This window comes from Enterobacter cloacae complex sp. ECL352 (assembly GCF_020149545.1).
GTDB lineage: Bacteria > Pseudomonadota > Gammaproteobacteria > Enterobacterales > Enterobacteriaceae > Enterobacter > Enterobacter asburiae_B.
The window spans coordinates 2,387,608-2,412,469 of sequence record NZ_CP083709.1; the positions used below are offsets into that span (position 1 = coordinate 2,387,608).

General features: G+C 58.9%; 24 protein-coding genes. 9 read left to right on the forward strand and 15 right to left on the reverse strand.

Annotation, left to right across the window (positions count from 1 at the left end; translation table 11 throughout):
• Window positions 1-95: 95 nt before the first annotated feature.
• The 6 genes from uhpA (at window position 96) to nepI (ending at window position 6,891) form a co-directional block, all read left to right on the forward strand.
• Window positions 96-689 (forward strand): transcriptional regulator UhpA, encoded by a 594-nt coding sequence (uhpA, locus tag LBF07_RS11655; RefSeq protein WP_032626676.1) that lies wholly within the window; start codon window positions 96-98, stop codon window positions 687-689.
• Complete coding sequence (gene uhpB / locus LBF07_RS11660; RefSeq protein ID WP_094935453.1) at window positions 686-2,191, forward strand: signal transduction histidine-protein kinase/phosphatase UhpB; 1,506 nt, start codon at window positions 686-688, stop codon at window positions 2,189-2,191. Before uhpA ends, uhpB begins: the two co-directional genes overlap by 4 nt.
• Window positions 2,184-3,503, forward strand: coding sequence for an MFS transporter (locus LBF07_RS11665; RefSeq protein WP_094935454.1), 1,320 nt, complete (start codon window positions 2,184-2,186; stop codon window positions 3,501-3,503). The genes uhpB and LBF07_RS11665 overlap by 8 nt, the downstream gene beginning before the upstream one ends.
• Window positions 3,504-3,643: 140 nt before the next feature.
• Window positions 3,644-5,035, forward strand: coding sequence for a hexose-6-phosphate:phosphate antiporter (gene uhpT / locus LBF07_RS11670; protein ID WP_023333957.1), 1,392 nt, complete (start codon window positions 3,644-3,646; stop codon window positions 5,033-5,035).
• Window positions 5,036-5,145: 110 nt separating this feature from the next.
• On the forward strand, window positions 5,146-5,598 hold the full coding sequence (locus tag LBF07_RS11675) for a DUF1198 domain-containing protein (protein ID WP_021242696.1): 453 nt from the start codon (window positions 5,146-5,148) through the stop codon (window positions 5,596-5,598).
• Window positions 5,599-5,700: 102 nt separating this feature from the next.
• Window positions 5,701-6,891, forward strand: a complete 1,191-nt coding sequence (gene nepI, locus LBF07_RS11680; protein WP_033144329.1) for a purine ribonucleoside efflux pump NepI — start codon at window positions 5,701-5,703, stop codon at window positions 6,889-6,891.
• A 48-nt stretch (window positions 6,892-6,939) separates the two neighbouring features.
• On the opposite strand, the gene LBF07_RS11685 is transcribed toward nepI, so the two are convergent.
• From LBF07_RS11685 to LBF07_RS11710, 6 genes are all read right to left on the reverse strand, one after another.
• Window positions 6,940-7,845 (reverse strand): DMT family transporter, encoded by a 906-nt coding sequence (locus tag LBF07_RS11685; RefSeq protein WP_029741863.1) that lies wholly within the window; start codon window positions 7,843-7,845, stop codon window positions 6,940-6,942.
• 150 nt (window positions 7,846-7,995) lie between these two features.
• On the reverse strand, window positions 7,996-9,375 hold the full coding sequence (locus LBF07_RS11690; protein WP_033144328.1) for a carbohydrate porin: 1,380 nt from the start codon (window positions 9,373-9,375) through the stop codon (window positions 7,996-7,998).
• A gap of 136 nt (window positions 9,376-9,511) precedes the next feature.
• Window positions 9,512-9,814, reverse strand: coding sequence for a PTS lactose/cellobiose transporter subunit IIA (locus LBF07_RS11695; protein ID WP_029741865.1), 303 nt, complete (start codon window positions 9,812-9,814; stop codon window positions 9,512-9,514).
• Window positions 9,815-9,819: 5 nt separating this feature from the next.
• Window positions 9,820-11,196: a glycoside hydrolase family 1 protein gene (locus tag LBF07_RS11700; protein ID WP_224435035.1), complete on the reverse strand. Its 1,377-nt coding sequence runs from the start codon at window positions 11,194-11,196 to the stop codon at window positions 9,820-9,822.
• 17 nt (window positions 11,197-11,213) lie between these two features.
• Entirely contained in the window at window positions 11,214-12,539 is a 1,326-nt protein-coding gene (locus LBF07_RS11705) for a PTS sugar transporter subunit IIC (protein WP_023309840.1), read from the reverse strand.
• A gap of 11 nt (window positions 12,540-12,550) precedes the next feature.
• Window positions 12,551-12,865 carry a PTS sugar transporter subunit IIB gene (locus tag LBF07_RS11710; protein WP_023333974.1) on the reverse strand — a complete coding sequence of 105 codons (315 nt, stop codon included), beginning with the start codon at window positions 12,863-12,865 and terminating at the stop codon, window positions 12,551-12,553.
• 293 nt (window positions 12,866-13,158) lie between these two features.
• Here LBF07_RS11710 and LBF07_RS11715 point away from each other — a divergent pair, with 293 nt between their 5' ends.
• Window positions 13,159-14,109, forward strand: a complete 951-nt coding sequence (locus LBF07_RS11715; RefSeq protein ID WP_094935456.1) for a LacI family DNA-binding transcriptional regulator — start codon at window positions 13,159-13,161, stop codon at window positions 14,107-14,109.
• 61 nt (window positions 14,110-14,170) lie between these two features.
• On the opposite strand, the gene LBF07_RS11720 is transcribed toward LBF07_RS11715, so the two are convergent.
• Window positions 14,171-14,467, reverse strand: coding sequence for a YicS family protein (locus LBF07_RS11720; protein ID WP_023309843.1), 297 nt, complete (start codon window positions 14,465-14,467; stop codon window positions 14,171-14,173).
• 198 nt (window positions 14,468-14,665) lie between these two features.
• Between LBF07_RS11720 and LBF07_RS11725 the strand changes: the two genes are divergently transcribed.
• A protein-coding gene (locus LBF07_RS11725; protein ID WP_087451024.1) for an IS3-like element ISSen4 family transposase occupies window positions 14,666-15,786 on the forward strand; the annotation gives its coding sequence in 2 pieces (ribosomal slippage) (window positions 14,666-14,924 and window positions 14,924-15,786; 1,122 coding nt in all).
• A 152-nt stretch (window positions 15,787-15,938) separates the two neighbouring features.
• On the opposite strand, the gene LBF07_RS11730 is transcribed toward LBF07_RS11725, so the two are convergent.
• The 4 genes from LBF07_RS11730 to LBF07_RS11745 all read right to left on the reverse strand — a co-directional run bounded on the left by LBF07_RS11730 (window position 15,939) and on the right by LBF07_RS11745 (window position 19,471).
• On the reverse strand, window positions 15,939-17,027 hold the full coding sequence (locus LBF07_RS11730) for an AAA family ATPase (protein ID WP_094935841.1): 1,089 nt from the start codon (window positions 17,025-17,027) through the stop codon (window positions 15,939-15,941).
• Between the two features lie 146 nt (window positions 17,028-17,173).
• Window positions 17,174-18,133, reverse strand: coding sequence for a DUF523 and DUF1722 domain-containing protein (locus tag LBF07_RS11735; RefSeq protein WP_094935840.1), 960 nt, complete (start codon window positions 18,131-18,133; stop codon window positions 17,174-17,176).
• A gap of 102 nt (window positions 18,134-18,235) precedes the next feature.
• A complete protein-coding gene (uraH, locus tag LBF07_RS11740; protein WP_033147068.1) occupies window positions 18,236-18,646 on the reverse strand; it encodes a hydroxyisourate hydrolase in 411 nt (136 codons plus the stop codon).
• A gap of 99 nt (window positions 18,647-18,745) precedes the next feature.
• Window positions 18,746-19,471 (reverse strand): MerR family transcriptional regulator, encoded by a 726-nt coding sequence (locus tag LBF07_RS11745; RefSeq protein WP_032661978.1) that lies wholly within the window; start codon window positions 19,469-19,471, stop codon window positions 18,746-18,748.
• Window positions 19,472-19,588: 117 nt separating this feature from the next.
• Between LBF07_RS11745 and LBF07_RS11750 the strand changes: the two genes are divergently transcribed.
• Window positions 19,589-20,113: a lipocalin family protein gene (locus LBF07_RS11750; protein WP_029740779.1), complete on the forward strand. Its 525-nt coding sequence runs from the start codon at window positions 19,589-19,591 to the stop codon at window positions 20,111-20,113.
• Between the two features lie 3 nt (window positions 20,114-20,116).
• Here the strand turns inward: LBF07_RS11750 and LBF07_RS11755 are convergent, their stop codons facing one another.
• Genes LBF07_RS11755 through LBF07_RS11770 form a run of 4 tightly spaced genes read right to left on the reverse strand, consistent with a single transcriptional unit; the run spans window position 20,117 to window position 24,862 of the window.
• The gene (locus tag LBF07_RS11755) at window positions 20,117-21,127 is read right to left on the reverse strand and encodes a fimbrial protein (protein ID WP_045889361.1); all 1,011 of its coding nucleotides are present in this window, start codon (window positions 21,125-21,127) and stop codon (window positions 20,117-20,119) included.
• On the reverse strand, window positions 21,127-21,645 hold the full coding sequence (locus LBF07_RS11760; RefSeq protein ID WP_094935839.1) for a fimbrial protein: 519 nt from the start codon (window positions 21,643-21,645) through the stop codon (window positions 21,127-21,129). Before LBF07_RS11760 ends, LBF07_RS11755 begins: the two co-directional genes overlap by 1 nt.
• Window positions 21,636-24,161 (reverse strand): fimbria/pilus outer membrane usher protein, encoded by a 2,526-nt coding sequence (locus LBF07_RS11765; protein WP_094935838.1) that lies wholly within the window; start codon window positions 24,159-24,161, stop codon window positions 21,636-21,638. The genes LBF07_RS11760 and LBF07_RS11765 overlap by 10 nt, the downstream gene beginning before the upstream one ends.
• Window positions 24,162-24,184: 23 nt before the next feature.
• Window positions 24,185-24,862: a molecular chaperone gene (locus LBF07_RS11770; RefSeq protein WP_094935837.1), complete on the reverse strand. Its 678-nt coding sequence runs from the start codon at window positions 24,860-24,862 to the stop codon at window positions 24,185-24,187.

Here is a 24,862-nt window from a genome sequence, read left to right on the forward strand (position 1 = left end):
GCTTAAGTTAAGCGCCCTGGTCGGCCTGCAGGCGTCGCGCTTGCAGGCCGGATAAGCGCAGCGCCATCCGGCGCTTTCAGACCGCAGGAAGACACATGACCACCATCGCTCTCATCGACGACCACCTTATCGTCCGCTCCGGCTTTGCCCAGCTTTTAAACCTCGAACCGGATTTTCAGGTCGTGGCCGAGTTTGGCTCCGGTCGCGAGGCGCTGGCGGGCCTGCCGGGGCGCGGAGTGCAGGTCTGTATCTGCGACATCTCGATGCCGGATCTCTCCGGGCTGGAGCTGCTAAGCCAGCTGCCGAAAGGGATGGCGACGATCATGCTGTCGGTCCACGACAGCCCGGCGCTGGTCGAGCAGGCCCTCAACGCGGGCGCGCGCGGTTTTCTCTCCAAGCGCTGTAGCCCCGACGAACTGATCGCCGCGGTACGCACCGTCTCCACCGGCGGCTGCTATTTAACGCCGGATATCGCCATTAAGCTGGCGGCCGGACGTCAGGATCCGCTCACCCGGCGCGAGCGCCAGGTGGCTGAGAAGCTCGCGCAGGGGATGTCGGTGAAAGAGATTGCCGCCGAGCTGGAACTGTCCCCGAAAACCGTGCACGTCCACCGCGCCAACCTGATGGAAAAACTCAACGTCAGCAACGACGTCGAGCTGGCGCGCCGCATGTTTGACAGCTGGCAATGAGTTCCGCTTTTTCACGGCTGATCGCCGTTGTCGCCAGCTTTTTTATCTTCTCCGCCGCCTGGTTTTGCCTGTGGAGCATCAGCCTGCACCTGGTGGAACGCCCGGAGCTGGCGGTGCTGCTGTTTCCCTTCGGCCTGCGTCTGGGGTTAATGCTCCAGTGTCCGCGCGCCTACTGGCCCGTTTTGCTCGGTGCTGAATGGCTGATGCTGGTCTGGCTGGCGCAGGAGGTTGCCCTCGCGCACCTGCCCTTATTGATGACCGGAAGCCTGCTCACGCTTCTCCCGGTTGCTCTCATTTCCCGCTACCGCCACCAGCGCGACTGGCGCACGCTGCTGCGTCAGGGGGCGGCGCTGATGGCCGCCGCGCTGCTGCAGTCGCTTCCGTGGGTCGGTGAGAAGGAGATGCTCAACGCCCTGCTGCTGACCCTGACCGGCGGCCTGACGCTGGCGCCAACCTGTCTCGTGATCTGGCACTACCTCACCAGCACCGTCTGGCAGCCGCTCGGCCCGGCGCTGGTTTCCCAGCCGGTGAACTGGCGCGCCCGGCACCTCATCTGGTATCTGCTGCTGTTTGTGGTGAGCCTGTGGCTCCAGCTTGGCCTGCCCGCCGAGCTTTCACGCTTCACGCCGTTCTGCCTGGCGCTGCCGATTATCGCCCTGGCCTGGCACTACGGCTGGCAGGGGGCGCTGATCGCCACGCTGATGAACGCCATCGCGCTGATTGCCAGCCAGACCTGGCACGATCACCCTGTGGATTTACTGCTTTCCCTGCTGGCTCAGAGCCTGACCGGGCTGCTGCTCGGCGCGGGCATTCAGCGCCTGCGCGAGCTGAACCAGTCCCTGCAAACCGAGCTGGCGCGCAACCGCCGTCTGGCGGAGCGTCTGCTGGAAACCGAAGAGAGCGTGCGGCAGGAGGTCGCCCGCGAGCTGCACGACGATATCGGCCAGACCATCACCGCTATCCGCACCCAGGCGGGCATTGTCCAGCGCCTGGCGGCAGAAAACGCGAGCGTGAAGCAGGGCGGGGCGCATATCGAACAGCTTTCGCTGGGCGTCTATGACTCCGTTCGTCGCCTGTTAGGACGACTGCGCCCGCGCCAGCTTGACGACCTTACGCTTGAGCAGGCGGTGCGTTCCCTGATGCGCGAGATGGAGCTGGAAAGCCGCGGAATAGTCAGCCATCTCGACTGGCGCATTAACGAATCTACGCTCAGCGAAGGCCAGCGCGTGACGCTGTTCCGCGTCTGTCAGGAAGGGCTGAACAACATCGTCAAGCACGCCAGCGCCAGCGCGGTTACGATCCAGGGCTGGCAGCAGGACGACAGCCTGAAGCTGATAATTGAAGACGACGGCTGCGGCCTGCCGCCGGGTTCCGGCCAGCAGGGCTTTGGCCTGGCGGGCATGCGCGAGCGCGTGAAGGCGCTGGGCGGCACGCTGAACCTCTCCTGCACCCACGGGACGCGCGTCAGCGTCAGCCTGCCGCTACGGAGTTACCATGTTTAAAACCCCTGCCAGCGCCGCGCCGATTGGCGATAAAGCGGAAATCGACGCCCGCTACCGCTACTGGCGTCGCCATATCCTGATGACCATCTGGCTCGGCTACGCGCTGTTCTACTTCACCCGCAAAAGCTTCAACGCCGCCGCGCCGGAAATCCTCGCCAGCGGCGTGATGACGCGCACCGATATCGGCCTGCTGGCGACGCTGTTTTACATCACCTACGGCCTGTCGAAGTTCTTCTCCGGCATCGTCAGCGACCGCTCCAACGCGCGCTATTTCATGGGCGTTGGGCTGATCGCCACCGGGGTGGTGAATATCCTGTTTGGCTTCTCGACGTCGCTTTGGGCCTTTGCCCTGCTGTGGGCGCTGAACGCCTTTTTCCAGGGCTGGGGCGCGCCGGTCTGCGCCCGCCTGCTCACCGCCTGGTATTCGCGCAACGAGCGCGGCGGCTGGTGGGCAATCTGGAACACCGCGCATAACGTCGGCGGGGCGCTGATCCCGATGGTGGTGGGTGCGGCGGCGCTGCACTACGGCTGGCGCGCGGGGATGATGATTGCCGGTGGCCTCGCGATTGTCGCCGGGCTGTTTCTCTGCTGGCGCCTGCGCGACCGGCCGCAAACCGTCGGCCTGCCTGCGGTGGGCGACTGGCGGCACGACGAGATGGAGATTGCCCAGCAGCAGGAGGGCGCGGGGCTGACCCGCAGGGAGATCCTCACCAAGTACGTGCTGAAAAACCCGTACATCTGGCTGCTGTCGCTCTGCTACGTGCTGGTCTACGTGGTGCGCGCGGCCATCAACGACTGGGGCAACCTGTACATGTCCGAGACGCTCGGCGTGGATCTGGTGACCGCCAACTCGGCGGTGACGATGTTCGAACTGGGCGGGTTTATCGGCGCGCTGGTGGCGGGCTGGGGTTCGGACAAGCTGTTCAACGGCAACCGTGGTCCGATGAACCTGATTTTCGCCGCCGGGATTTTGCTCTCCGTCGGCTCGCTGTGGCTGATGCCGTTCGCCAGCTACGTGATGCAGGCGGCGTGCTTCTTCACCATCGGCTTCTTCGTGTTTGGCCCGCAGATGCTGATCGGCATGGCGGCGGCGGAGTGTTCCCACAAAGAGGCGGCAGGCGCGGCGACGGGCTTTGTCGGGCTGTTTGCCTACCTCGGCGCATCGCTCTCCGGCTGGCCGCTGGCGCGGGTGATCGACGTCTGGCACTGGAGCGGATTCTTTGCGGTGATCGCCATCGCGGCGGGGATTTCCGCGCTGCTGCTGCTGCCCTTCCTGCACGCGCAGGCGCCGCGCGAGGTGAGCGAAGCGTGATGCGTCTCACCTTTTCACCCCGAATGGCGCAAAACCAGGAAATTTTCCCGGTTTTACCTGGACGCTGTCTCAGGCATCTCTCCCGGCTGATTTTTACAATGCCTGCCATTCGCAGGTAAAAATCAGCTCAGGAGCAAACCATGCTGGCCTTCCTCAACCAGGTGCGCAAGCCGACCCTGGATCTGCCGCTCGACGTGCGGCGCAAGATGTGGTTCAAACCGTTCATGCAGTCCTATCTGGTGGTCTTCATCGGCTACCTGACCATGTACCTGATCCGCAAAAACTTTAACATCGCGCAGAACGACATGATCTCAACCTACGGGCTGAGCATGACGCAGCTGGGGATGATTGGCCTGGGCTTCTCCATCACCTACGGCGTGGGTAAAACCGTCGTTTCCTACTATGCGGACGGCAAAAACACCAAGCAGTTCCTGCCGTTTATGCTGATCCTCTCCGCCATCTGTATGCTCGGCTTCAGCGCCAGCATGGGCGCGGGCTCCGTCAGCCTGTTCATGATGATCGCCTTCTACGCCCTGAGCGGCTTCTTCCAGAGTACCGGCGGGTCGTGCAGCTATTCCACCATCACCAAATGGACCCCGCGCCGCAAGCGTGGTTCGTACCTCGGCATGTGGAACATCTCCCACAACCTCGGCGGGGCGGGTGCGGCAGGCGTGGCGCTGTTTGGCGCAAACTACCTGTTCGACGGCCACGTGATCGGCATGTTTATCTTCCCGTCGATTATCGCCCTGATCGTCGGCTTTATCGGCCTGCGCTACGGCAGCGACTCCCCGGAATCTTACGGCCTCGGCAAAGCCGAAGAGCTGTTCGGCGAGGAGATCAGCGAAGAGGATAAAGAGACCGAAGAAAACGAGATGTCCAAATGGCAGATCTTTGTTGAGTACGTGCTGAAAAATAAAGTGATCTGGCTGCTATGCTTCTCAAACATCTTCCTCTACGTGGTGCGTATCGGCATCGACCAGTGGTCGACCGTGTATGCCTTCCAGGAGCTGAAGCTCTCTAAAGAAGTGGCGATTCAGGGCTTCACCCTGTTTGAAGTGGGCGCGCTGGTCGGCACGCTGCTGTGGGGCTGGCTCTCGGATCTCGCCAACGGCCGTCGTGCGCTGGTGGCCTGCGTCGCGCTGGCGCTGATTATCGCCACGCTCGGCGTCTACCAGCATGCCAGCAACCAGTACGTTTACCTGGCGTCCCTGTTCGCGCTCGGCTTCCTGGTGTTTGGTCCACAGCTGCTGATCGGCGTGGCGGCAGTCGGCTTCGTACCGAAAAAAGCGATCGGCGCCGCCGATGGGATTAAAGGCACCTTCGCCTACCTGATCGGCGACAGCTTCGCCAAGCTGGGTCTGGGGATGATCGCCGACGGCACGCCAATTTTCGGCCTCACCGGCTGGGCGGGCACCTTCGCGGCGCTGGATGCGGCGGCTATCGGCTGTATCGTCCTGATGGCGATGGTCGCGGTGCTGGAAGAACGTAAAATTCGCCGTGAGAATCGCGCGCAGAAATTAAAAACAGCCTGAGTGTGCAGGTAACTTCTTTGCCCGGTGTGTGATGCCGGGCTTTTTTATGGCTGTCGCTGTCGACGCCGTGCGTTTCCCGCTATGATGAGCGGCTATTCATAGGAGAACGCATGGTCTGGATAATGCTGGCAACGCTTGCCGTGGTGTTTGTGGTGGGATTTCGCGTCCTGACCTCAGATTCCCGCCGCGCCATCAAACGTTTGAGCGAGCGTCTGGGGATCACCCCGATGCCGGTTGAGTCGATGATCGACCAGTTCGGAAAAACGCCCGGCAATGAGTTTATCCGTTATCTTGAACGCCCCGACGAGGCGCATCTGCAAAACGCTGCGCAGGTGCTGCTGATCTGGCAGGTCTGCATCGTTGACGGCAGCGAAGAGAACCTGCACGCCTGGCACCGCATGCTGCGTAAAGCCCGCCTTGCTGCACCCATTACCGATGCGCAAATTCGCCTGGCGCTTGGCTTCATGCGCGAGATGGAGCCCGATCCGCAGGAGCTAAACGCTTTCCAGCTTCGCTATAACCAGCTCTTCCTGCCGGAAGAGGGCGTGTTTTACCTGCACTGATCCCCTGTAAAAACGACAAAAGTTGTCAAATCGTTAAATCCGTCACACTTTTGATGATAAACTGCGCGACTTTTCCGCACGTTTTTATCTTCAGGTGACGCCATGACAGAACATATCCAGCCCACGACCAGACCGCAGACCAAAGAGGTTTCTCGCCCCAACTGGTCGGCCGTTTTCGCCGTGGCGTTCTGCGTCGCCTGCCTGATTACCGTTGAGTTTCTGCCGGTGAGCCTGCTGACGCCGATGGCGCAGGATTTGGGCATTTCCGAGGGCGTGGCGGGGCAGTCCGTCACCGTTACCGCCTTCGTGGCGATGTTCGCCAGCCTGTTTATCACCCAGGTGATTGGCACCATCGACCGTCGCAAGGTGGTCATTCTGTTCAGCGTGCTGCTGACGCTCTCCTGCCTGCTGGTCTCCTTCGCGGAAAGCTTCACCCTGCTGCTGCTGGGGCGCGCCTGCCTGGGGCTGGGCTTAGGCGGTTTCTGGGCGATGTCGGCCTCGCTGACCATGCGACTGGTGCCCGCGCGGACGGTGCCAAAAGCGCTTTCCGTTATCTTCGGTGCGGTCTCTATCGCGCTGGTGATCGCCGCGCCGTTAGGCAGTTTCCTCGGCGGGATTATCGGCTGGCGTAACGTCTTTAACGCGGCGGCGGTGATGGGCCTGCTCTGCATCATTTGGGTGTGGAAAGCACTGCCGTCCCTGCCGGGCGAAGCGGCGCACCACAAACAGAACATGTTCGCGCTGCTGAAGCGCCCCGGCGTGCTGGCGGGGATGACCGCCATCTTTATGTCCTTTGCCGGGCAGTTTGCCTTCTTTACCTACATCCGCCCGGTGTTTATGACCATGGCGGGCTTTGACGTGGACGGCCTGACGCTGGTGCTGCTGAGCTTTGGTATCGCCAGCTTTGTCGGCACCTCGCTGTCTTCCCAGTTCCTGAAACGCTCCCTGAAGGTGGCGCTGGCGGGTGCGCCGCTGGTGCTGGCAGCGAGCGCGGCGGTGCTGGTGCTGTGGGGCAGCGATAAGTGGGTGGCGTCTGCCATCGCGATTATCTGGGGGTTGGCCTTTGCCCTGGTGCCGGTGGGCTGGTCGACGTGGATCACCCGCACGCTTGCCGATCAGGCGGAAAAAGCCGGGTCGATTCAGGTGGCGGTGATCCAGCTGGCGAACACCTGCGGCGCGGCCATTGGCGGCGTGGCGCTCGACCATTTGGGGCTGACGTCACCGCTGGTGATCTCCGGCACGCTGATGCTGCTGACCGCGCTGCTGGTGGCGGGGAAGGTGAAGGCGAAGTAGTGCTTTTCTCCCTCTCCCGTGGGAGAGGGTTGGGGTGAGGGCATCAGGCTACGCCGATGTCTGAACCCGTCTTCTCGAATCCATCGAAATCAGCACTACCGACGACACGATCAATAGCGTCCCCAGCCAGTCCGGCAGGGTGAACGCCACTCCCAGCAAAATCACCGACAGCAGCGCACTGCTCAGCGGCTCGGCGCAGCTCAGAATGCTCGCCTTCGGCCCGCCGATCATCTGCGCGCCTTTCAGATACAGGCTGAACGTTAGCGCCGTGCCAATCACCACCAGGTAGAAAAACGCCAGCAGCAGGCTGCCGTCAATCACAAAGGTGGTCCCGCGTCCGGCGTAGAACGGCGTCAGCATTAGCCCGGCAATCAACATGCTCCAGCCGACAATCGGCAGCGTGCCGTAGCGGGCGATCAGCGTTGACGGATACGTCGTGTAAAACGCGGCGGCAAACGCCGAGGCGATGCCGAAGAACAGCGCGGCAGGCGAGATGGAGAGCGAGGTCGGGTCGCCGTGGGTGACCAGCAGAAACGTACCGACAAGCGACGTCATGATGGCCGACAGCACAAAGACGCCGGGGCGCTTTTTCCGCGCCAGGGCGAACCAGGCCACGATAATGGTCGGCGAGAGGAACTGCAGCACGGTAGCGGTCGCCGCGTTGGATTTCTCAATCGTCAGCAGGAAGGTGAGCTGCACGGTGAGCGCGCCGACGAGTGAGAAAATCAGCAGGCTGAGGGCGTCTTTGCGATGTTTGATGACCGAGAAAATCTTATCGCCGTGAACGAAGGAGAGCGTCAGCAGGATCACGCCGGTAAACAGCAGGCGAACCATGGTCAGGTAAGGCGAAGAAATGTGGCTTTTCTCCATGATGTACTGCGCGCAAACGCCGGAACTGCCCCATAAAACGGCGGCGATCAGGACGTTTAGCATCCCTTTACGTGTGGAACCCATTTTCTCCCCTGCGATGTTGTCGTTAATTCGGTCAACAGCATAGCATGGTTGCGTGCGGCCTGATGCCCTCACCCCGGACCGTACACCCACGGGGAGAGGGAGCAAACACTAAAAACGGCAACTTGCGTTGCCGTTTTGCTTCTACCTTGCCTAGAACCACGCCTCCCACATCGCGCCGACGTTGAAGTCGTCGAGCGTTTCGTCTTTGGTGTTGTTCACGCGCGCGGTGCGTTCGTTATCCACCTTGCCGCCGGTCACGTAGAAGCGCAGCATCGGGCGGAACTCCGGCCCCATGGCGATAGACATGTTCTGCGACAGGGTCAGCTTCCAGCCCTTGTTGTCGCCGCCGTTGTCGTAATCTACATGCTGCCAGCCTGCTTCCAGCCAGGTGGAGTGAACGTCGTTCCACCAGTGCATCGGTCGCACGATGGCGTTGTAGTTTTTGCGGTTGTCGGTCTTATCGCGGCTGTTGTCGTAGTCGTGGAAGGCGAGGATGTACTCCACCTGCGTGGCCTGGGTGAATTTATACAGCCCTTCGAAGCTGGCGTAGACCGTGGTCAGATCCTCGGTTTTGTTGAACACGCTGTTGTCCGCGTTATCGGAGTAGCGGGCGATCACCTTGTTCACGCCGCTGTCGTTGGTGTGGCTCAACACCACGCCGCCCTGCCACGCGTTCAGACGCTCGTCGCTCTCCACCGCTTTGGAGTCAAAGCCGTAGTTGGCGTACAGCTCCATGTCGATCGGGCCAAGCTTCATGCCGTGGATTTTTGAGGTCGCGGCGTAGTTGCCTTTGTCGCCCGTGCCGGAACCGCCGGTACAGGTGATGCGCGACGGGTTGGCTTCATCTTCCATCACTTCCGGGCTACAGGATTCCACCGCCGCCACGGCGGCCACGTCGAACTGCACGCCGCCGATGTCGAAGTTCTTCACCCCGGCGCCCTGGCCGTCGTGGTTCATCCAGAAGTAATCGTTGATGCCCTGCTGCGGACGCTGGTGGAAGTCACGGCCTGCCCAGAAATAGGCGTTCGGGTTGGAGGCCATAATGTTGGTCACCCCCGCGTAGGCTTTTTTCAGGTTAACTTCGTCGCCCCAGTGATCGATCATCACGTTAACGTCCCAGATGGCGCCGTTTTCACCCTTGAAGGCCTTGGAGAGCTGGAATTCCCCGCCGTTGCCTTCGTTGCCCAGACGACCAATGGCGGACGCGCCGTTGTACGAGCCGTCCACCGCGACGTATTTCTGATCGGCGGCCTGGAAGTGCGCGCCGTAGCGGGCGTAGCCGGTAAATTTAATTCCGAACGGGATCGCCATATCCGGAGATTGCGCCGCGCTTTGCGGCTCGGTCACCACGTCCGCTTTTTTCGCGACCGCCGCATCCATTTTAGCCTGACGTTCGGCCAGGGCTTTATCCACCGCTTTCGCCACAATGGCGTCAATTTGCTCCTGGGTGAATTCCTGTGCGAGCACGGAAATTGGGCAAAGCGCGGCGATAACCGCCATGGTTAATGGAAGTTTTTTAATCGTATTCATGGTTATCTCAATATAGTTTAATTTTATTCAGACAATAACCATCCCGCTCCGATCTGACAGAGTATGTCGCTATCATCAGAACAAGTGGATCTCTATTTAGGGTACAGAGGTATTACAGTAATTATTTCGCCATAGACTATCTCTGATATAAATGAATAATTTCTTCGGACAGTTCACGCGCTAATAAGGAGTTCATTAAATGATCCTGCGCGTGCACCATAATTAACGTCATCGGCTGACGGCCTTCGCCCGCATCCTGCTCGATCAGTTTGGTCTGCATCTTGTGCGCCTGGCGCGCGTAGCCGTCGGCTTCGCGCAGCAGGCTTTTGGCTTCGTCAATATTGCCCTGGCGCGCCGCGTGCAGTGCTTCAAAGCACAGGCTGCGGGACTGTCCGGCATTGACGATAATTTCCATTACGGCTTCTTCTAATGCGATCATCATCATTACTCTTTTTCAAAACTATTATTTAACGCGGTAGCGGCAAACCACTCTCCGCTTTTCTTAATGGTGCGTTTCTGCGTCGCTAAATCGAGCTGGATAAATCCGTAGCGATTTTTATACGCGTTGCACCACGACCAGTTATCAATAAACGTCCACATATGGTAGCCGAGACAATTGCACCCTTCGCTAATACCCTTATGCAGCCAGGCTAAATGTTCGGAAATAAACTCGATGCGGTATTGATCGTTAATCTGGCCATTTTCAATAAAACGCTGCTCGTTTTCGACGCCCATGCCGTTTTCAGAAATAAAGCAGCGTGGGTTGCCGTAATTGTCGCGCAGGTTAACCAGAATATCGTAAATACCCGGCTCGTAGATTTCCCAGCCGCGGTACGGGTTCATCTTGCGGCCCGGCATCTCGTAATTATCGAAGAACCACTCCGGCATAAACGGCGCCTGCGGGTTCACCGCGCTGTCGCGACACTTCACGCGACGCGGCTGATAGTAATTCACGCCGAGCAGGTCGATTTTCCCTTCCGCAATCAGGAAGCCGTCTTCCGGTTTACAGGCGGGTAATTGATCGCAGGATTTCAGCAGCGCTACGAGATCTGCCGGGTATTCGCCGCGCAGGACCGGGTCAAGGAAGCTGCGGTTAAACATCAGATCCGCGATGTGCGCCGCCTTCACGTCTGCCGGGTTCTGCGAACGCGGGTACGACGGCGTCAGGTTCAGCACGATGCCAATCTCCCCCGCGTAATGCCCGGCGCGGTAGGCCTGGACCGCCTTCGCATGGGCCAGCACGGTGTGGTACGCCACGGTGGCTGCCCGACGAAAATCCACCACGTTCGGGTAGTGGAAGTCGTACAGATAACCGCCTTCCACCGGCACGATCGGCTCGTTGAAGGTAAACCAGTGCAGCACGCGATCGCCGAACAGCTCAAAGCAAATCTGCGCATAGCGGGCGTAGGCGTCCACCACGTCGCGGTTTTCCCAGCCGCCGATCTCCTGCATCGCCATCGGCATGTCGAAATGGAACAGGGTCATAAACGGCGTGATGCCCTGTTCATTCAGCTCATCAATGACCTGATTGTAAAAATCGACCACTTCCGGGTTCACTTCACCGATACCGTCAGGGATCAGGCGCGCCCAGCTAATCGAGGTGCGAAAGCTGTTGTGGTTCAGCTGCTTTAACAGCTGAATATCCGTCTTCCAGTGCTGATAAAACGTGGAGGTCTGCTGCGGCCCCACGCCGCTGTGAAAACGGTTCGGCTCGCGGGCAAACCAGTAATCCCACGTGGTTTCCCCCTCTCTTGCCCCTTCCGTCTGGAGAGCGGAGCTTGCGCTGCCCCACCAGAAATTATCGGGAAATGCGTATTTCATGACTCTTCCTCTTTGACTTAATTGCTGGCGGTCTCGGCGGCGCCGACGGTTGCCTGGGCCTTCTGCTCTTCGTTTTTGATGAGCGTACGCTCATAGGCGCGCAGGAACGGCAGGTACATCAGCGCGGACATCACCATACAGACCAGGCACATCACCACCGGGCTCAGCGCCCAGTTTGCCGCCCACGAGGCGCCAATCGGTGCAGGGGTGGTCCACGGGGTCAACGAGACGACCTGCGCCAGCCAGCCGAGTTTGGTTGCCGCGTACGCCAGGCAGGCGTTGACCAGCGGAACGAACACGAACGGGATAAACAGCATCGGGTTCATGATGATCGGCGCGCCGAACAGAATCGGTTCGTTGATGTTGAAGAAGCTTGGCACCACGCCCATTTTGCCGATGGTGCGCAGGTGGGTAACGCGGCTGCGCAGCAGCAGGAACGCCAGCGGCAGCGTGGAGCCTACGCCGCCAATCAGCAGGTAGTGATCCCAGAAGCCCTGGAGGTAAACGTGCGGCAGCGCCGCGCCGGCCGCCAGCGCCGCCTGGTTTGCCGAGAGGTTCGCCATCCAGAACGGGTTCATGATGCCGGTGACGATCAGCGAGCCGTGAATACCGGCGAACCAGAAGATCTGACACAGCAGCACGGAGAGCAGAATGGCGGGCAGGGAGTCAGACGCGGACACCAGCGGCTCCAGCAGGTGCATGATCGCCTGCGGTATGATCATTCCGGTCTGCGCTTCAATGAACAGGTTCAGCGGGTGCAACGTGCCGATCACCACCATCACCGGGATCAGGATCTCAAACGAGCGCGCCACGCCGGTTGGTACTTCCTTCGGCAGGCGAATGGTCACGTTGTTCTGCTTCAGCCACGCGTAAACGCGGGTGGCGTAAATGGCGGTGATCAGGGCGGTGAAGATGCCCTGGCCGGAGAGATACTGGGTCGAAATTTTGCCGTCGGCATACGGCGCGGCGACCAGCAGGAAGGCCATAAAGGCCAGCAGGCCGGACATCACCGGGTCGAGGTTGAACTGACGCCCCAGGCTCGCCCCAATTCCCACCGAGATGAAGAAGGTCATCACGCCCATGCTGAGGTTAAACGGCAGCATCAGCTGTTCGCGATAGGTCTGGGAGAAATCCAGCCAGCCGCGGGCAAAGCTGTTGGTGGTATCCGCCGAGAACGGCGGGAAGATGAACACCAGCATAAACGAGCCGATGATCATAAACGGCAGCGCGGCGGTAAAGCCGTCGCGGATGGCAATCACATACTTTTGCTGGCCCAGCTTTGCGGCCAGCGGGGTAATTGACTGCTCAATCACCGCGACCATGGATTGATATAACGAACTCATGTGAACACCTTTTAGTGTGCCGCTTCGATGAGCGACAGAGCATAGTCCAGTACTTTATCGCCACGCTGCATGCCGTAGTCCATCATGTCGATGGGCTGTACCGGAATGCCTTGCGTCGCCGCCTTGTCTGAGAGTGTCTGTAACATGTATTTCACTTGCGGTCCGAGAAGGACAACCTGGTATTGCGGAAACTGCGTATCAAATTCGGAAACACCGTACGCATCAATCTTCACCGGCAAACCACGTTCTTTCGCGACATCGACCATTTTGCTGACCAACAGGCTGGTGGACATCCCGGCAGAGCAGCACAGCATAATCTTGAACATCGACAACCATCCTCTAAATGTAAAAAGTTATTGCGAGGATGATTGGACATTATACGGAAACCGGTTTCCATTCATAAAAGACAGAAGTGTGACAACCATCATGATCCCTTACTTATGAGGCTAATTAACCGGATGTGGGTCACATAATTTGGCTGTTTTTACATCATTTTGAGTGGAAACGGAAAATCGGTTTCCATGGAAAACGGAAACGGATATACTCCGTTCTGGCTATAATGTGAGCCAAAGCGGTGATGGAATTTGCAGGCGCGAGGTAAGCCTGCCAGGGGAAAGAGATGTCGACAATCAATGATGTATCACGTCTTGCCGGGGTATCTAAAGCCACGGTATCGCGAGTGTTGAGTGGGTCGCGTGGCGTAAAGGAAGCCAGCCGTCAGGCCGTTCTGAAGGCCGTGGATGAGCTGAACTATCGTCCCAACGTGATTGCCCAGTCGCTGCTGAGCCAGTCGACGGGCTGTATCGGGGTGATTTGCGCGCAGGAAAATATTAACCAGACCACCGGTTATCTCTACGCGCTGGAAAAACAGCTCAGCCAGCATCAAAAACACCTCCTGCTGCGCTTCGCGCACAGCAAAGCGGAAGTGATGCACGCCCTTGAAGAACTCTCCTGCGGGCTCTGCGATGATATCCTGGTGATTGGCGCCCGTTTCCCGCTGGACGTGGAGATGGACAACGTCATTCTGGTGGACTGCATGGAGTCTGATAATTCCAACAGCATCCAGTTCGATCACGCCTTTGCCGCCGAAACCGCCTGTAACTACCTCACCAGCCAGGGGCGTCGCCAGATTGCGCTGATCCACCCCCACGGCAGCGGTTTTGCCGACCAGGTGCTGCTTGGCTACAAGCACGCGCTGGAGAAAAATTTCCTGCCCTTTAATCGCAACCTGGTCTTTATGGACGCGACTTCTTCGTCCGTTGCGCTGCAGGAGCTGCTTAACAACGCCAGCACCCTGAACTTCAACGCGCTGCTGGTGGCGGACGAGCAGGAAGCCCAGCGGGTGATCCCGCAGCTGCAGGCGTTTAATAAATCGGTGCCGGACGACATTATGGTCTTCAGCCTTGCCGGATCGCTGCACCTGCCGGGTATTCCGGTGATCCCGGCGATTGAATATTCCATGGACGCGATGGCGGCGCGCATTGTGAGCTGGCTGACGGAGAAAACGCAGATGCTCGGGTCCTATGTTCTGCGCGGGGATTTGATCATTCCAGACGTGCGTAAGCGTTAAACATGTTGTGTAGGCCGGGTAAGGCGCAGCCGCCACCCGGCGAGAAGCACGTTTCCAGCTCTCAATAATCTTCCATACAATCCACCTGACCAATCGCCCCCCAGTAGGCATCCAGGTTGTCGCGCTTCACGGCGGTGATGGCATTTTTAATCAGCAGCTGATTGGCCTCGGACGACAAAATCATCTCCTGCCAGGCTTTATCGCTCTGCTTTTTCTGTGGCGTACAGGTTTTCTTAATATCTTTAAGGACCTGCTGCTTTATTTGCGCCTCTTTCGCGGGGTCATCCTTTTCCTGAGCATGGACAAACGCGGCGAAGAGCAGACAAACCAGCAGGCAGACCAGGTGCGCAGCTTTCATCAACAACCCCCTTTAGAAGTCACATGCTTCCCATGAAATATATCGTTACATTCAGTGTAGCGACGCCAGCCGAAAGTATGAATTTTCTCTTCACCGCCTGTCATGAACTTCCCGGCAAGCGCTACTGTGACCTGCTCCCCGTTGATTAGTACACCCCGATGTTAGTAATGTCTTCATAAGCCACATGAGGACATCCCCATGAAGAAGCGTTTTTCCGACGAACAGATCATCAGTATTCTCCGCGAAGCCGAAGCTGGGGTACCCGCCCGTGAACTCTGCCGCAAGCATGCCATTTCCGATGCCACGTTTTACACCTGGCGTAAGAAGTATGGCGGTATGGAGGTGCCTGAAGTTAAGCGCCTGAAGTCGCTTGAGGAAGAGAACGCCAGACTCAAGAAGCTGCTTGCCGAAGCCATGCTGGATAAAGAGGCGCTTCAGGTGGCTCTTGGGCGAAAGTACTGACGACAGACCAGAAGCGGGAAGCCGTGATGTTGATGTGTGATGCGACCGGTCTGTCGCAACGTCGTGCCTGCAGGCTTACAGGTTTATCCCTGTCGACCTGCCGCTATGAGGCTCACCGTCCGGCTGCTGATGCGCATTTATCAGGGCGCATCACTGAGCTGGCACTGGAGCGCAGGCGTTTTGGCTACCGTCGTATTTGGCAGTTGCTGCGCCGTGAAGGGCTTCATGTTAATCATAAGCGCGTGTACCGGCTTTATCACCTCAGTGGCCTGGGCGTAAAACGCAGAAGACGTCGTAAAGGGCTGGCAACAGAACGTCTGCCGCTGCTCCGTCCGGCGGCGCCCAATCTGACCTGGTCGATGGATTTCGTCATGGACGCACTTTCCACCGGTCGCAGGATCAAGTGTCTTACCTGCGTCGATGATTTCACAAAGGAATGCCTGACGGTCACTGTTGCCTTTGGGATTTCAGGCGTTCAGGTCACGCGTATTCTGGACAGCATTGCACTGTTTCGAGGCTATCCGGCGACGATAAGAACTGACCAGGGGCCGGAGTTCACTTGCCGTGCACTGGATCAATGGGCCTTTGAGCATGGTGTTGAGTTGCGCTTAATCCAGCCGGGCAAGCCAACGCAGAACGGATTTATTGAGAGCTTTAACGGACGATTTCGCGATGAATGTTTGAATGAGCACTGGTTCAGCGATATCGTTCATGCCAGGAAAATTATTAATGACTGGCGGCAGGATTATAACGAATGCCGCCCGCACTCCACGCTGAATTATCAGACACCGTCTGAATTTGCAGCGGGCTGGAGAAAGGGTCATTCTGAGAATGAAGATTCCGACGTTACTAACTGAGTGTTGTATCTAATCGTGGGGGCAGGTCAGGCCGTATCGTCTTCCGGTCAATTCTGATTCTCCAATAACTACTCTTGCCGTTGGAGGAATATTGCGCATTATTTCAAAAGAAAAGAAGCGCTCTGAAGATCTACCCGAATGAGGGTATAGAACTACCCCAGCCTCTCCACCCTCGTCTCCCCCTCCACCATTGACAGCTGATACAGCGAAAACGATCGCTGTTTCTCAATCAACTTCGCCAGCTCCGGCGAGTGGCTGGTGAGCCAGATTTGCGAGTAGCGGCTGGCCTCGGCGATTAAGCTCGCCAGCGCGGGCAGCATCTGTGGGTGCAGGCTGTTTTCCGGTTCGTTCAACGCGATAAACGCCGGTGGGCGCGGGCTTAACAGCGCTACCGCCAGGCACAGAAAGCGCAGGGTGCCGTCGGAGAACTCCGCCGGTTCCAGCGGCCTGCTAAGACCTTCGCGCTGCATCATCATGCGAAAACGTCCGCCGGCGTTGTCGCTGTAAAACACGCAGCCGGGGAAGGCCTGGTCAAGGATGCGCATCAGCAGCAGCTCGTCGCCGATCTCGACGATAGTCTGAAACGCGGCCGCCAGGTTGGCACCGTCGCTGGCCAGCACCGGGGAGCGGAAGCCGACCTGCGGGGCGCGCATCGCCGAGCCGATTGATACAGAAAACTCATGATAAAAGCGCCAGTTACGCAGGGACTCGCGCATCTGCGACACTTCCGGGTAAAGATGCGGTTCGCCGAGCTGCCCGAACACCGATTCGTTCTCGTACAGCGTGCCGCTGTGGGTCACTTTCTCGTGATGCACGTTGTTCAGAAATACTGCCTGGTTCTTACGCTTCATCAGCTGTGACGAAGGCCGACGGTGCTGACCGCTCAGCCAGATGGACTCCTCTTTGATCACCGGGTCGAGCTGAAACTGCGAGGGATAGGGCAGCTTCTCCACAAACCCGACCTGCAGCTCGTATTCGTAGGCCTCTGTTTCCACCGCCAGATTCATCCGCCGCAGCTGGTCGCTGCGGGTTTTGCCTGCCCAGAACACCTTCAGAATGCCGCCCTCGTTTGCCAGCGCCTGGGAAAATTGCCCCTGGGCGGCGCTGTGCATCAGGTGTATCGCCTTGTAAATATTGGATTTCCCGGTGCCGTTCGGCCCGAAGACGATGTTGAGCTGCTCCAGCTCCAGCGACATGTCGCGGATGGATCGGTAGTTTTGAATGTGCAGGGTGTTGATCACTGGCAGGCCCCTTTTTGCAGAATAAGCCTGTATATAATCACAGTCTTTGAGATGAAATGCAAAAAAGAGACGACAGTGAGGATGTCGTCTAAACGGGGTACTGCTTTGGGCCTCTACGGGTCAATGGGGCCTTCGCATTTTTATGATCACTTGACTGCCAGACGCAGACCCAAATCATCAGGATAGGGATCAAAGTAGTTTTGCGTCATCAGATACCGGTCGGGGTATTCGGCCAGGTAGTGCTTCAGCAGCGTGATCGGGGCGAGAATAGGCAACTGTCCGTTGCGATAGTGCAGGATCACGTCGCGCAGCTCGCCGCGCTGGCGGGTGTTCAGCTGGTTACGGAAATATCCCTGGATATGCATCAGCACGTTGGTGTGATTCTTCCGCGAGGCGGGTTTTTTCAGGATGGTCATCAGCTTTTCCCGGTACGCCACGAAGAAGGCGTCCAGGTCTTCCCACTCGTGCAGCGAGGCAACGAACGGGCCGATTTCGCGATAGCCTGCCTGATGGTGCGCCAGTAGCTGAAGCTTATAGCGGCTGTGAAAATCCAGCAGCCCACGCCGCGTCAGACCTTTAGCGCGCAGCGTGTTTAGCTCGTGCAGGGCAAATACCCGCTCGATAAAGTTTTCCCGCAGCACCGGGTCGTGCAGCCGACCGTCTTCCTCGACGGGCAGCCACGGGTAGGTTTCAAGAAGGGCGGCGGTGAACAGCCCGACGCCCTCCTTGCGGCCCCGGTTGCCGTTTTCATCGTACAGCCGCACGCGTTCCAGGCCGCAGCTTGGGGATTTTGCACAGACGATAAATCCCGACAGATCGCCGATTTTTGGCAGATAACCCGCCGTAAAGTCGGCCATTTTCTGCGTGAGGTCATCATGAGGCGGCTTGCTGAAACGGAGCTGCGTTTCGCCGCTGTCCGTCAGCGTCAGGCGTATGGCCGGACGAGGCGTCGGGAGACCGATAGCCATTTCCGGGCAGACGGGCCTGAAATTCACCCACTGGGCCAGCTCATCCATGACGAAGCCCATACGCTTGTGTCCGCCGTCAAAGCGAACGGCGGATCCGGTCAAACATCCGCTAATACCGAGCACAGGTTTCGTTGTCATGGTGTAGTCCTCCCGTTCATATAATTAAAACTTACACAACATGACTAATTTGTCCAAGTATTAGCGGAACTATTTTTTTTATTCCTTTAAAATCAATGCGTCTTAACTGCCCTTGTAGGTCGAGTAACCGTACTGGCTCAGCAGAAGCGGGATGTGCAGCTTCTCGTTGGTGCGGGTCACGGTAAACAGCACCGGGATCTCCGGGAAGAAGGAGTCCAGCTTTTTGCCGTGGAAGTACTCTGCGGTTTTGAAGGTCACTTTATACACGCCAGGCTGCATGTCCTGATCCTGCGGATAGAGCGATTTGATGCGGCCGTCGTGGTCGGTTTTACCGCTGGCAATCGGGGTCCATTTGTCCTGCTGCTGTTTCTCCAGCGTAACGGTCACGTCTGATGGCGGCATCCCGGTTTGCTGGTCGAGAATGTGGACGCTCAGCGTGCCGGCAGGGGCGCTAAAGGCAGCAGGGGCAAAGGCCATCGAGGCCAGAATTAGCAGAGGGGCAGTTTTTTTCATGGTGTTTTCCTGTTGAGTTATTCGTCACAGGAAAACGTTAGCATCTGCGGCGCGGGAAAATATTCAACTTTTCGTGAAGATTCCCGCAGGAGAAAATTATCAGAGGATAATCACTTCAAGCGATACCTGCTGCTGCCACTGCTCCACCTGTTTTTTCCGCCCGGCGGTGAGTTTGCCGCTGGTGACCAGAAGCCATTTGCGCTCCGGGAAAATTTCCGGTGCCAGCGCGTCAGGCGGAACCGGCAGGATGTCGATTCGGTGGCCCTGCCCGGTGCGCGTTAAGGCTTCGAGCCAGATCTCGCACGGGTCGTTCAGGTGCCAGCCGCTGAGCAGAATGTTATCGCCCGGCGCTTTTTTATCGCCTTCGAGGCAAAACGAGGTGTAGGCGATGATGATGCCGTCGAGGATCGCGCGCAGGGTCATGGCGGCGGCGACGTTGGCCGAGACCTGGCTGCGCAGCGGGCGCAGCACGTTCGCGACCAGCTCCGGCCTTGGATACTCGCGTCCGGCGTCGTAAATCATCTGGCGCAGGGACTCGACCTTGCCGTCCTGCAGGCGTTGCAGCATGTTCTGCTGCAGGGTTTGCCAGTTGTTGGTCCGACCCGGCATCGGGCGTTCCAGCAGCGGTTTGACCTGGCCGATCGGGACGCCTTTTTTGACCCAGTCGAGAATTTTTAGCGCCTGCTGGACGTCCTCGTCGCTGTACTGGCGGTGGCCGCCTTCCGTGCGCTGTGGCTTGAGTAAACCATAGCGACGCTGCCACGCCCGCAGGGTGGTGGCGGTGATGCCGCTGAGTCTGGCGAATTCGCCGATGGAGTAAGCCATGTCCGTGTCCAGAGTGGAGGAATACTCTCAATATACTACGAATTTTCCCGAACGGGATGAAGCGCCGAAACGGTGCACTACACTTAACGTCCAACCGTGCAAATGAAAGGAATTCTCATGAAGCTATGGCCTGTTGTGACCGGTGTTGCCATTGCGCTGACGCTGGTCGCCTGTAAATCCCCCACGCCGCCGAAGGGCGTGCAGCCGATTTCTGGTTTTGACGCCAGCCGCTATCTCGGAAAATGGTATGAGGTCGCCCGTCTGGAAAACCGCTTTGAACGCGGGCTGGAGCAGGTAACCGCCACCTACGGCAAGCGCAGCGACGGCGGCATCAGCGTGCTCAACCGGGGCTACGATCCGGTGAAGAACAAGTGGAACGAGAGCGAAGGCAAAGCGTACTTTACCGGCGAGCCAACCACCGCCGCGCTGAAGGTGTCCTTCTTCGGCCCGTTCTACGGCGGCTATAACGTGATCAGGCTGGACGATAAGTACCAGTACGCCCTGGTCAGCGGCCCGAACCGCGACTACCTGTGGATCCTGTCGCGCACGCCAACCATTCCGGATGCGGTGAAGCAGGATTACCTGAACACCGCGCGCAGTCTGGGCTTCCGAACCGATCAGCTGGTGTGGGTGAAGCAGTAGCCCCTACTGGTAGGAAAACGTAATGCTGGCCAGCGCGTTGGCCGAGCCGGGGACCAGTTCGCCGGTTCGGATGTACTGCGCCTGGAACGGTAACGTGAGCGTCTGCGCCGCCGTGGTGCTCTGGATGAAGAACTGGCCGGTCGCACCCGCGGCCGAGCTGTCCGGCCCCATCGTCAGCGGCCCGCTGCCGTTGTAGAAAAACTGCACCCCAACGCCGGACGCCGTGGAGTCTCCGGTCAGGGTCACCACCGACGAGGTGTTCGACGGCGTGGTCTGATCGGTCATCACGGCGTGAACTGCTACGTTCGCGTCGCAGGTCAGGCCGACGGTGAACGTCCCCGACGGTGACGTGCTTCCCACCGTGGGCAGAGTGCGAATATCAATGGTGCCCAGCGCCACGCTGGCGTTTTTGCTGCCGACCGTACACCCGCTGGCGGTCACCGTGATGGTGGTCGGGCTGATAATCACCTGAGCCGTTTTCGTCTCGTTGTTATAGGCGGTGAGCACCGCGGCGTTGATGGTCGGGATGTTATAGACGCCGGATTTCAGGGCGGCACCGGTTTTAATAAAGGTGACCTTTGCCGACCATCCCAGATCCTGGGCAAACCCACTGGTGCCCTCTGCCGGGTAGCTTTGCGTGATACCGGTTTGCAGCGGAATATATTGTGTACTTTTAAAATCCTTCAGCCCGATGATATACCCCACGCCCGGTACGCCGGTCTCAAAAATGGTGTAATTCGCGCCGTCGACGGTGACCGTCGCACCGCTTGAGATGGCGCTGCTGCTGGGCTGCAGCGTGCCTTTGTTGCAGGTAAAAATAAGCCCGCACCAGAACACCTGCTGCACGCTGGCGGTGGCGCTCCAGGTCGATCCGATAATGCTGCCCGGCACCACGGAGTCCGCTGGCCCGCTGTAGGTCATCGGCTGAGGGGAGAGCGTAATGTCCGATTTCCAGTCCAGAGCCTGCACGCTGGCGCAGAAAAGTAATCCGCTGAGAAGAAACGCTAAACGCATCATAGATACTCCGTTGTCCAGGTGGCGAGGGCTGACACATCACCGGCGCTCACCGGCGTAGCGGTGGCAACCAGCTGCGCGTAGAAGGTCATCTGTACGCTGTCATCCCCCGCCGTTCCGTACGCGGTGGTCTTTGTATTCAGGGGAATGAGTACGCTCTCTTTATCGAGGATCTGCACCGCCACGCCGGTAGCGCCACCGTCGGCAATTTTCAGCAGCTGCGGGTTGGCATCATCCGGCGTACCGCTGAAGCGGATTTTTACGCCAGCAAAGGTTGGCCCGCACGCTTCAAGCCTGAGCGTGAAGGGCGTTTTGATATTGCTGACGGCCCCGGCACGGCTGAACTGTTTAATACCAATGGTGCCCAGCGGCACGTTTTGCTCCCCGGAGTCCTGCGCCACCACGCAGGTGTTGCCGATCAAATTGCCGGTGATGGAGACCAGCACGTCGTAGCCGCGAACGGGGAGCGTGAAAACCAGCAGCAGCGCAAGGCAGCCGATCCGAAGCGTTACTGACATACCACCTCCTGAGAATAAAGACCGGTGCGGGCGTTATAGTTCTGCTTGTTTAAGGCGTAGGTAATGGCGCAGCGCTGGCGGCTGCCGCGGCCCCACACGGCGTTCAGCGTGCCCTTCTCTGACAAACCGGAGAGATACAGGCTGCCGCCATCGCCAACGATGCCGCTGGTTTTGTCATCATCGAGCGAGACCAGCGTGCCGAAGGGGAGCACGTCGTTGCCGTGACGTACGATAAACATCGCTTTTGCCCCCTGGTGCGTGGTGAAGGTGGCGCGAACCAGGGCGCCATCGGTAGGCGTTTTGTTGGCGATGGCGTTTTCCAGCTCCACGTCGTTGCCGGCGGTCGTCACGTCCAGCGCGACCTGGTTAACGCGGTACGGCGTGGCGTACGGGATCACCGCGTAGCCACGGCCGTCCGTTTTGATGCCCTTATGGTTAAGCACGGCGACATTGCTGGCTCCCGGGGCTTTTACCAGAATGTTGGTGTTCCCGAGCGGCTGGCTCAGCGTCAGGCCATCTTCATGCACTACCGCGCCGCCGCTGATGCCGTAGCTGAGGTTGCGGGAGTCGCTGGCGTAGCTGTAGCCCAGGTTGTAGTCTCCCCACGCGCCTTCGTACTGCAGGGTGGCATCGCCGCCGTAGTGCTGTCGGGAGCTGTAGCGCTGGTTGACGCTATAGAACAGATTCTCCTCACCCGGCAGGTAGCCGCTCACGCCCGTGCTGGTTGTTGTGCCGGTGGAATCCGCATGGGTCGTGGTAAAGCGCGCGCGGGTCGACAGCGTCGGGTTGCCCAGCGGGACCGAAATCGACATCGACAGGATGTTATCTTTCTTGTCGTCATACAGGCTCGAGCTTCGCTGGACGCTGACGCCAAGCGACACGTTGCGAAACGTGGCGTTCCACGCAAACTGCAGGCTTTGCGTGGTATTTGACGTGTTCCAGTAGGTCTGCTGATCCCACGACAGTGACAGCGAGCCGTATTGTCCCATCGGCTGCGACAGCAGCAGCTGGTTTTTTGCCTTACGCGACATGCGCAGGTTGTACACGGTGTCGTATTGGGTGGTGACGGTGCCATCGTCTTCCACCGTCTGCTTTGGCGATCCGCCCGACATGCCTTTGTACGTGGTGTCGCTGAGGGTATAAAACCCTTTCGTGGAGTAGCGCAGCGAGAAGAAATTCACCCGCGTGCCAATGTCGTTCAGCAGCTTGCTGTAGCGCAGGCGCACCGAATCACCGGTATAGTGCCGATCGTCCGCCAGCTGGCTGCGGGCGTGGGTCAGATCGATGGAGTAGGCGCCAAAGCGGCCGAGGTTTTGCCCAAACCCGAGGGCCAGGCCGTTATAGCGATCGGCAAACTGCGCCCCGCCGTAAAACGTCAGGCCGTATCGCCAGCCGTAGAACAGCTCGCCCTGCGCGAAAGAGGGCGCGTCCTGATTGCCCGTCGGACGGTATTTCCCGGCGCCGAGGGCATATTTCACCTGTCCGTTACGCACCAGGTTCGGCACGCTGGCAAAGGGGAGCGTGTATTGCGTTTTGCTGCCGTCGTTCTCCTGAATGGTGACCGCCAGATCGCCTCCCGAGGAGGTCGGGTAGAGATCTTTCAGCACAAACGCCCCCGGCGGGACGGAGGTTTGATAGATGATGTTGCCGTTCTGACGAACCGTGACCGTGGCGTTGCTGCGCGCGATGCCGCGAACTTCAGGCGCATAGCCGCTGAGGCTTGCGGGCAGCATGTTGTCATCGGTTTTCAGGGCGATACCGCGCAGGCCCACGGAGTCGAACACCTGCGCCGAGGTGTACGTTTCCCCGGCATACACCTGCGCGCGCAGGGCGTGAATATCGCGCTGCAGCCAGGTCTGCACGTGGGTAAGCTCATTGCTGTCTTTGGTCCACGTGGTGAAATCACGCAGCCGCCACGCGCCCAGGTTGACGCCGCTGTTGAGGCTCGCAAACAGCTGCTGCTCCCGCGTGCGCGTCTCGCCGCGATACTCATTGTTCGAGCCATTGACCACGTAATTCAGCCACACGGCAGGAATGCCCGCCTCCCAGCTTTCCGGGCTGACGTACCCGCGCGGCAAATTGCGCATCGCACTTTGCGGTACGGTGAAGCTCAGGGTGAGCGTCTTCTGGTCCAGATCAAACTGCGTATCCGCAAACGCCTTCGTTAGGAAGATGCAGCGCTGCGCCAGCGGCAGGTCGCCGCCCTTCGCCTGATGGCTATCGATGCCCAGCGCGGCGAATTGTTCAGGCGTGAGGCAGGGCAGCGCTTCACCCGTGCCGTCTTCAGCAAGGCGGAACGTGACGTTACCCGTGAACGCATAATTCGTATTGATATACACGTTGAGGTTGTAATCACCCGGCGGCAACGCGCTCCCGGCGTTGACCCAGGCGAGATCGGCGCTGTTTGCGCTCTCGCCGTTGAGGAACGCGGGGTTAAATTGCAGCTCGCTTTCAGCAGCCACGGCTTGCCGAATCACCAGGGAGATCACCGTGGCGCACAGGATTTTTATTTTCACGTGGTCACGCCTTACTGTTTTTATTATTGGGATAACGACGCGCGCGCGGCGGGGGTCCATGCCCCGTAATCGTTAATGGTCTGATAGCTCATGCTGCCCGCATGGCTGAAGGTTTCGGCCAGCGTCACGCTGCCTTTCGGGGGCACCATCACCGGCTGCACCGGCATACCGTCAATTTTCACGTTGATGGTGGTGAGGTAGTACGGCGTGGGGTTGCTGAGAGTGACTTTTCCGGCGCGGTAGGCACCGGCCAGTTTTTTCCACGCCTCTCCCGGGCTCTCGCTGAGTCCCTCCGGGCGATAAAAGACCTTGATGCGGTTAGCCGACGCAAACTGCAGCGTATTCCCGGCGCCGCTTTTCGCCTGCTGGGGGATGGCTTTGACCGTCATCCAGTAGAGCGTCTCCCGATCCGCTGGCAGGGCTTTACCGTTAAACATGATTTTCACCGCGCTTTCGCTGGCCGGTTTTATGACGTACAGCGGCGGTGTGATCGCGAAGTCGTTGGTGCGTTCGCCTTTCTCATTCTCCATCCACGACTGGATGAGGAACGTAGCGTCGGGATGGGTGTTTCTCACCTGCATCATGGCCTGGCTGGTGGCGCTGGAGTAGACCATTCGCGTTGCGCCCAGCCCCACGCCGCCGGCATAGACGGCGGAAGAACATAACGCACCCGCCAGGCAAATCCATCTGTTTACGCGCAT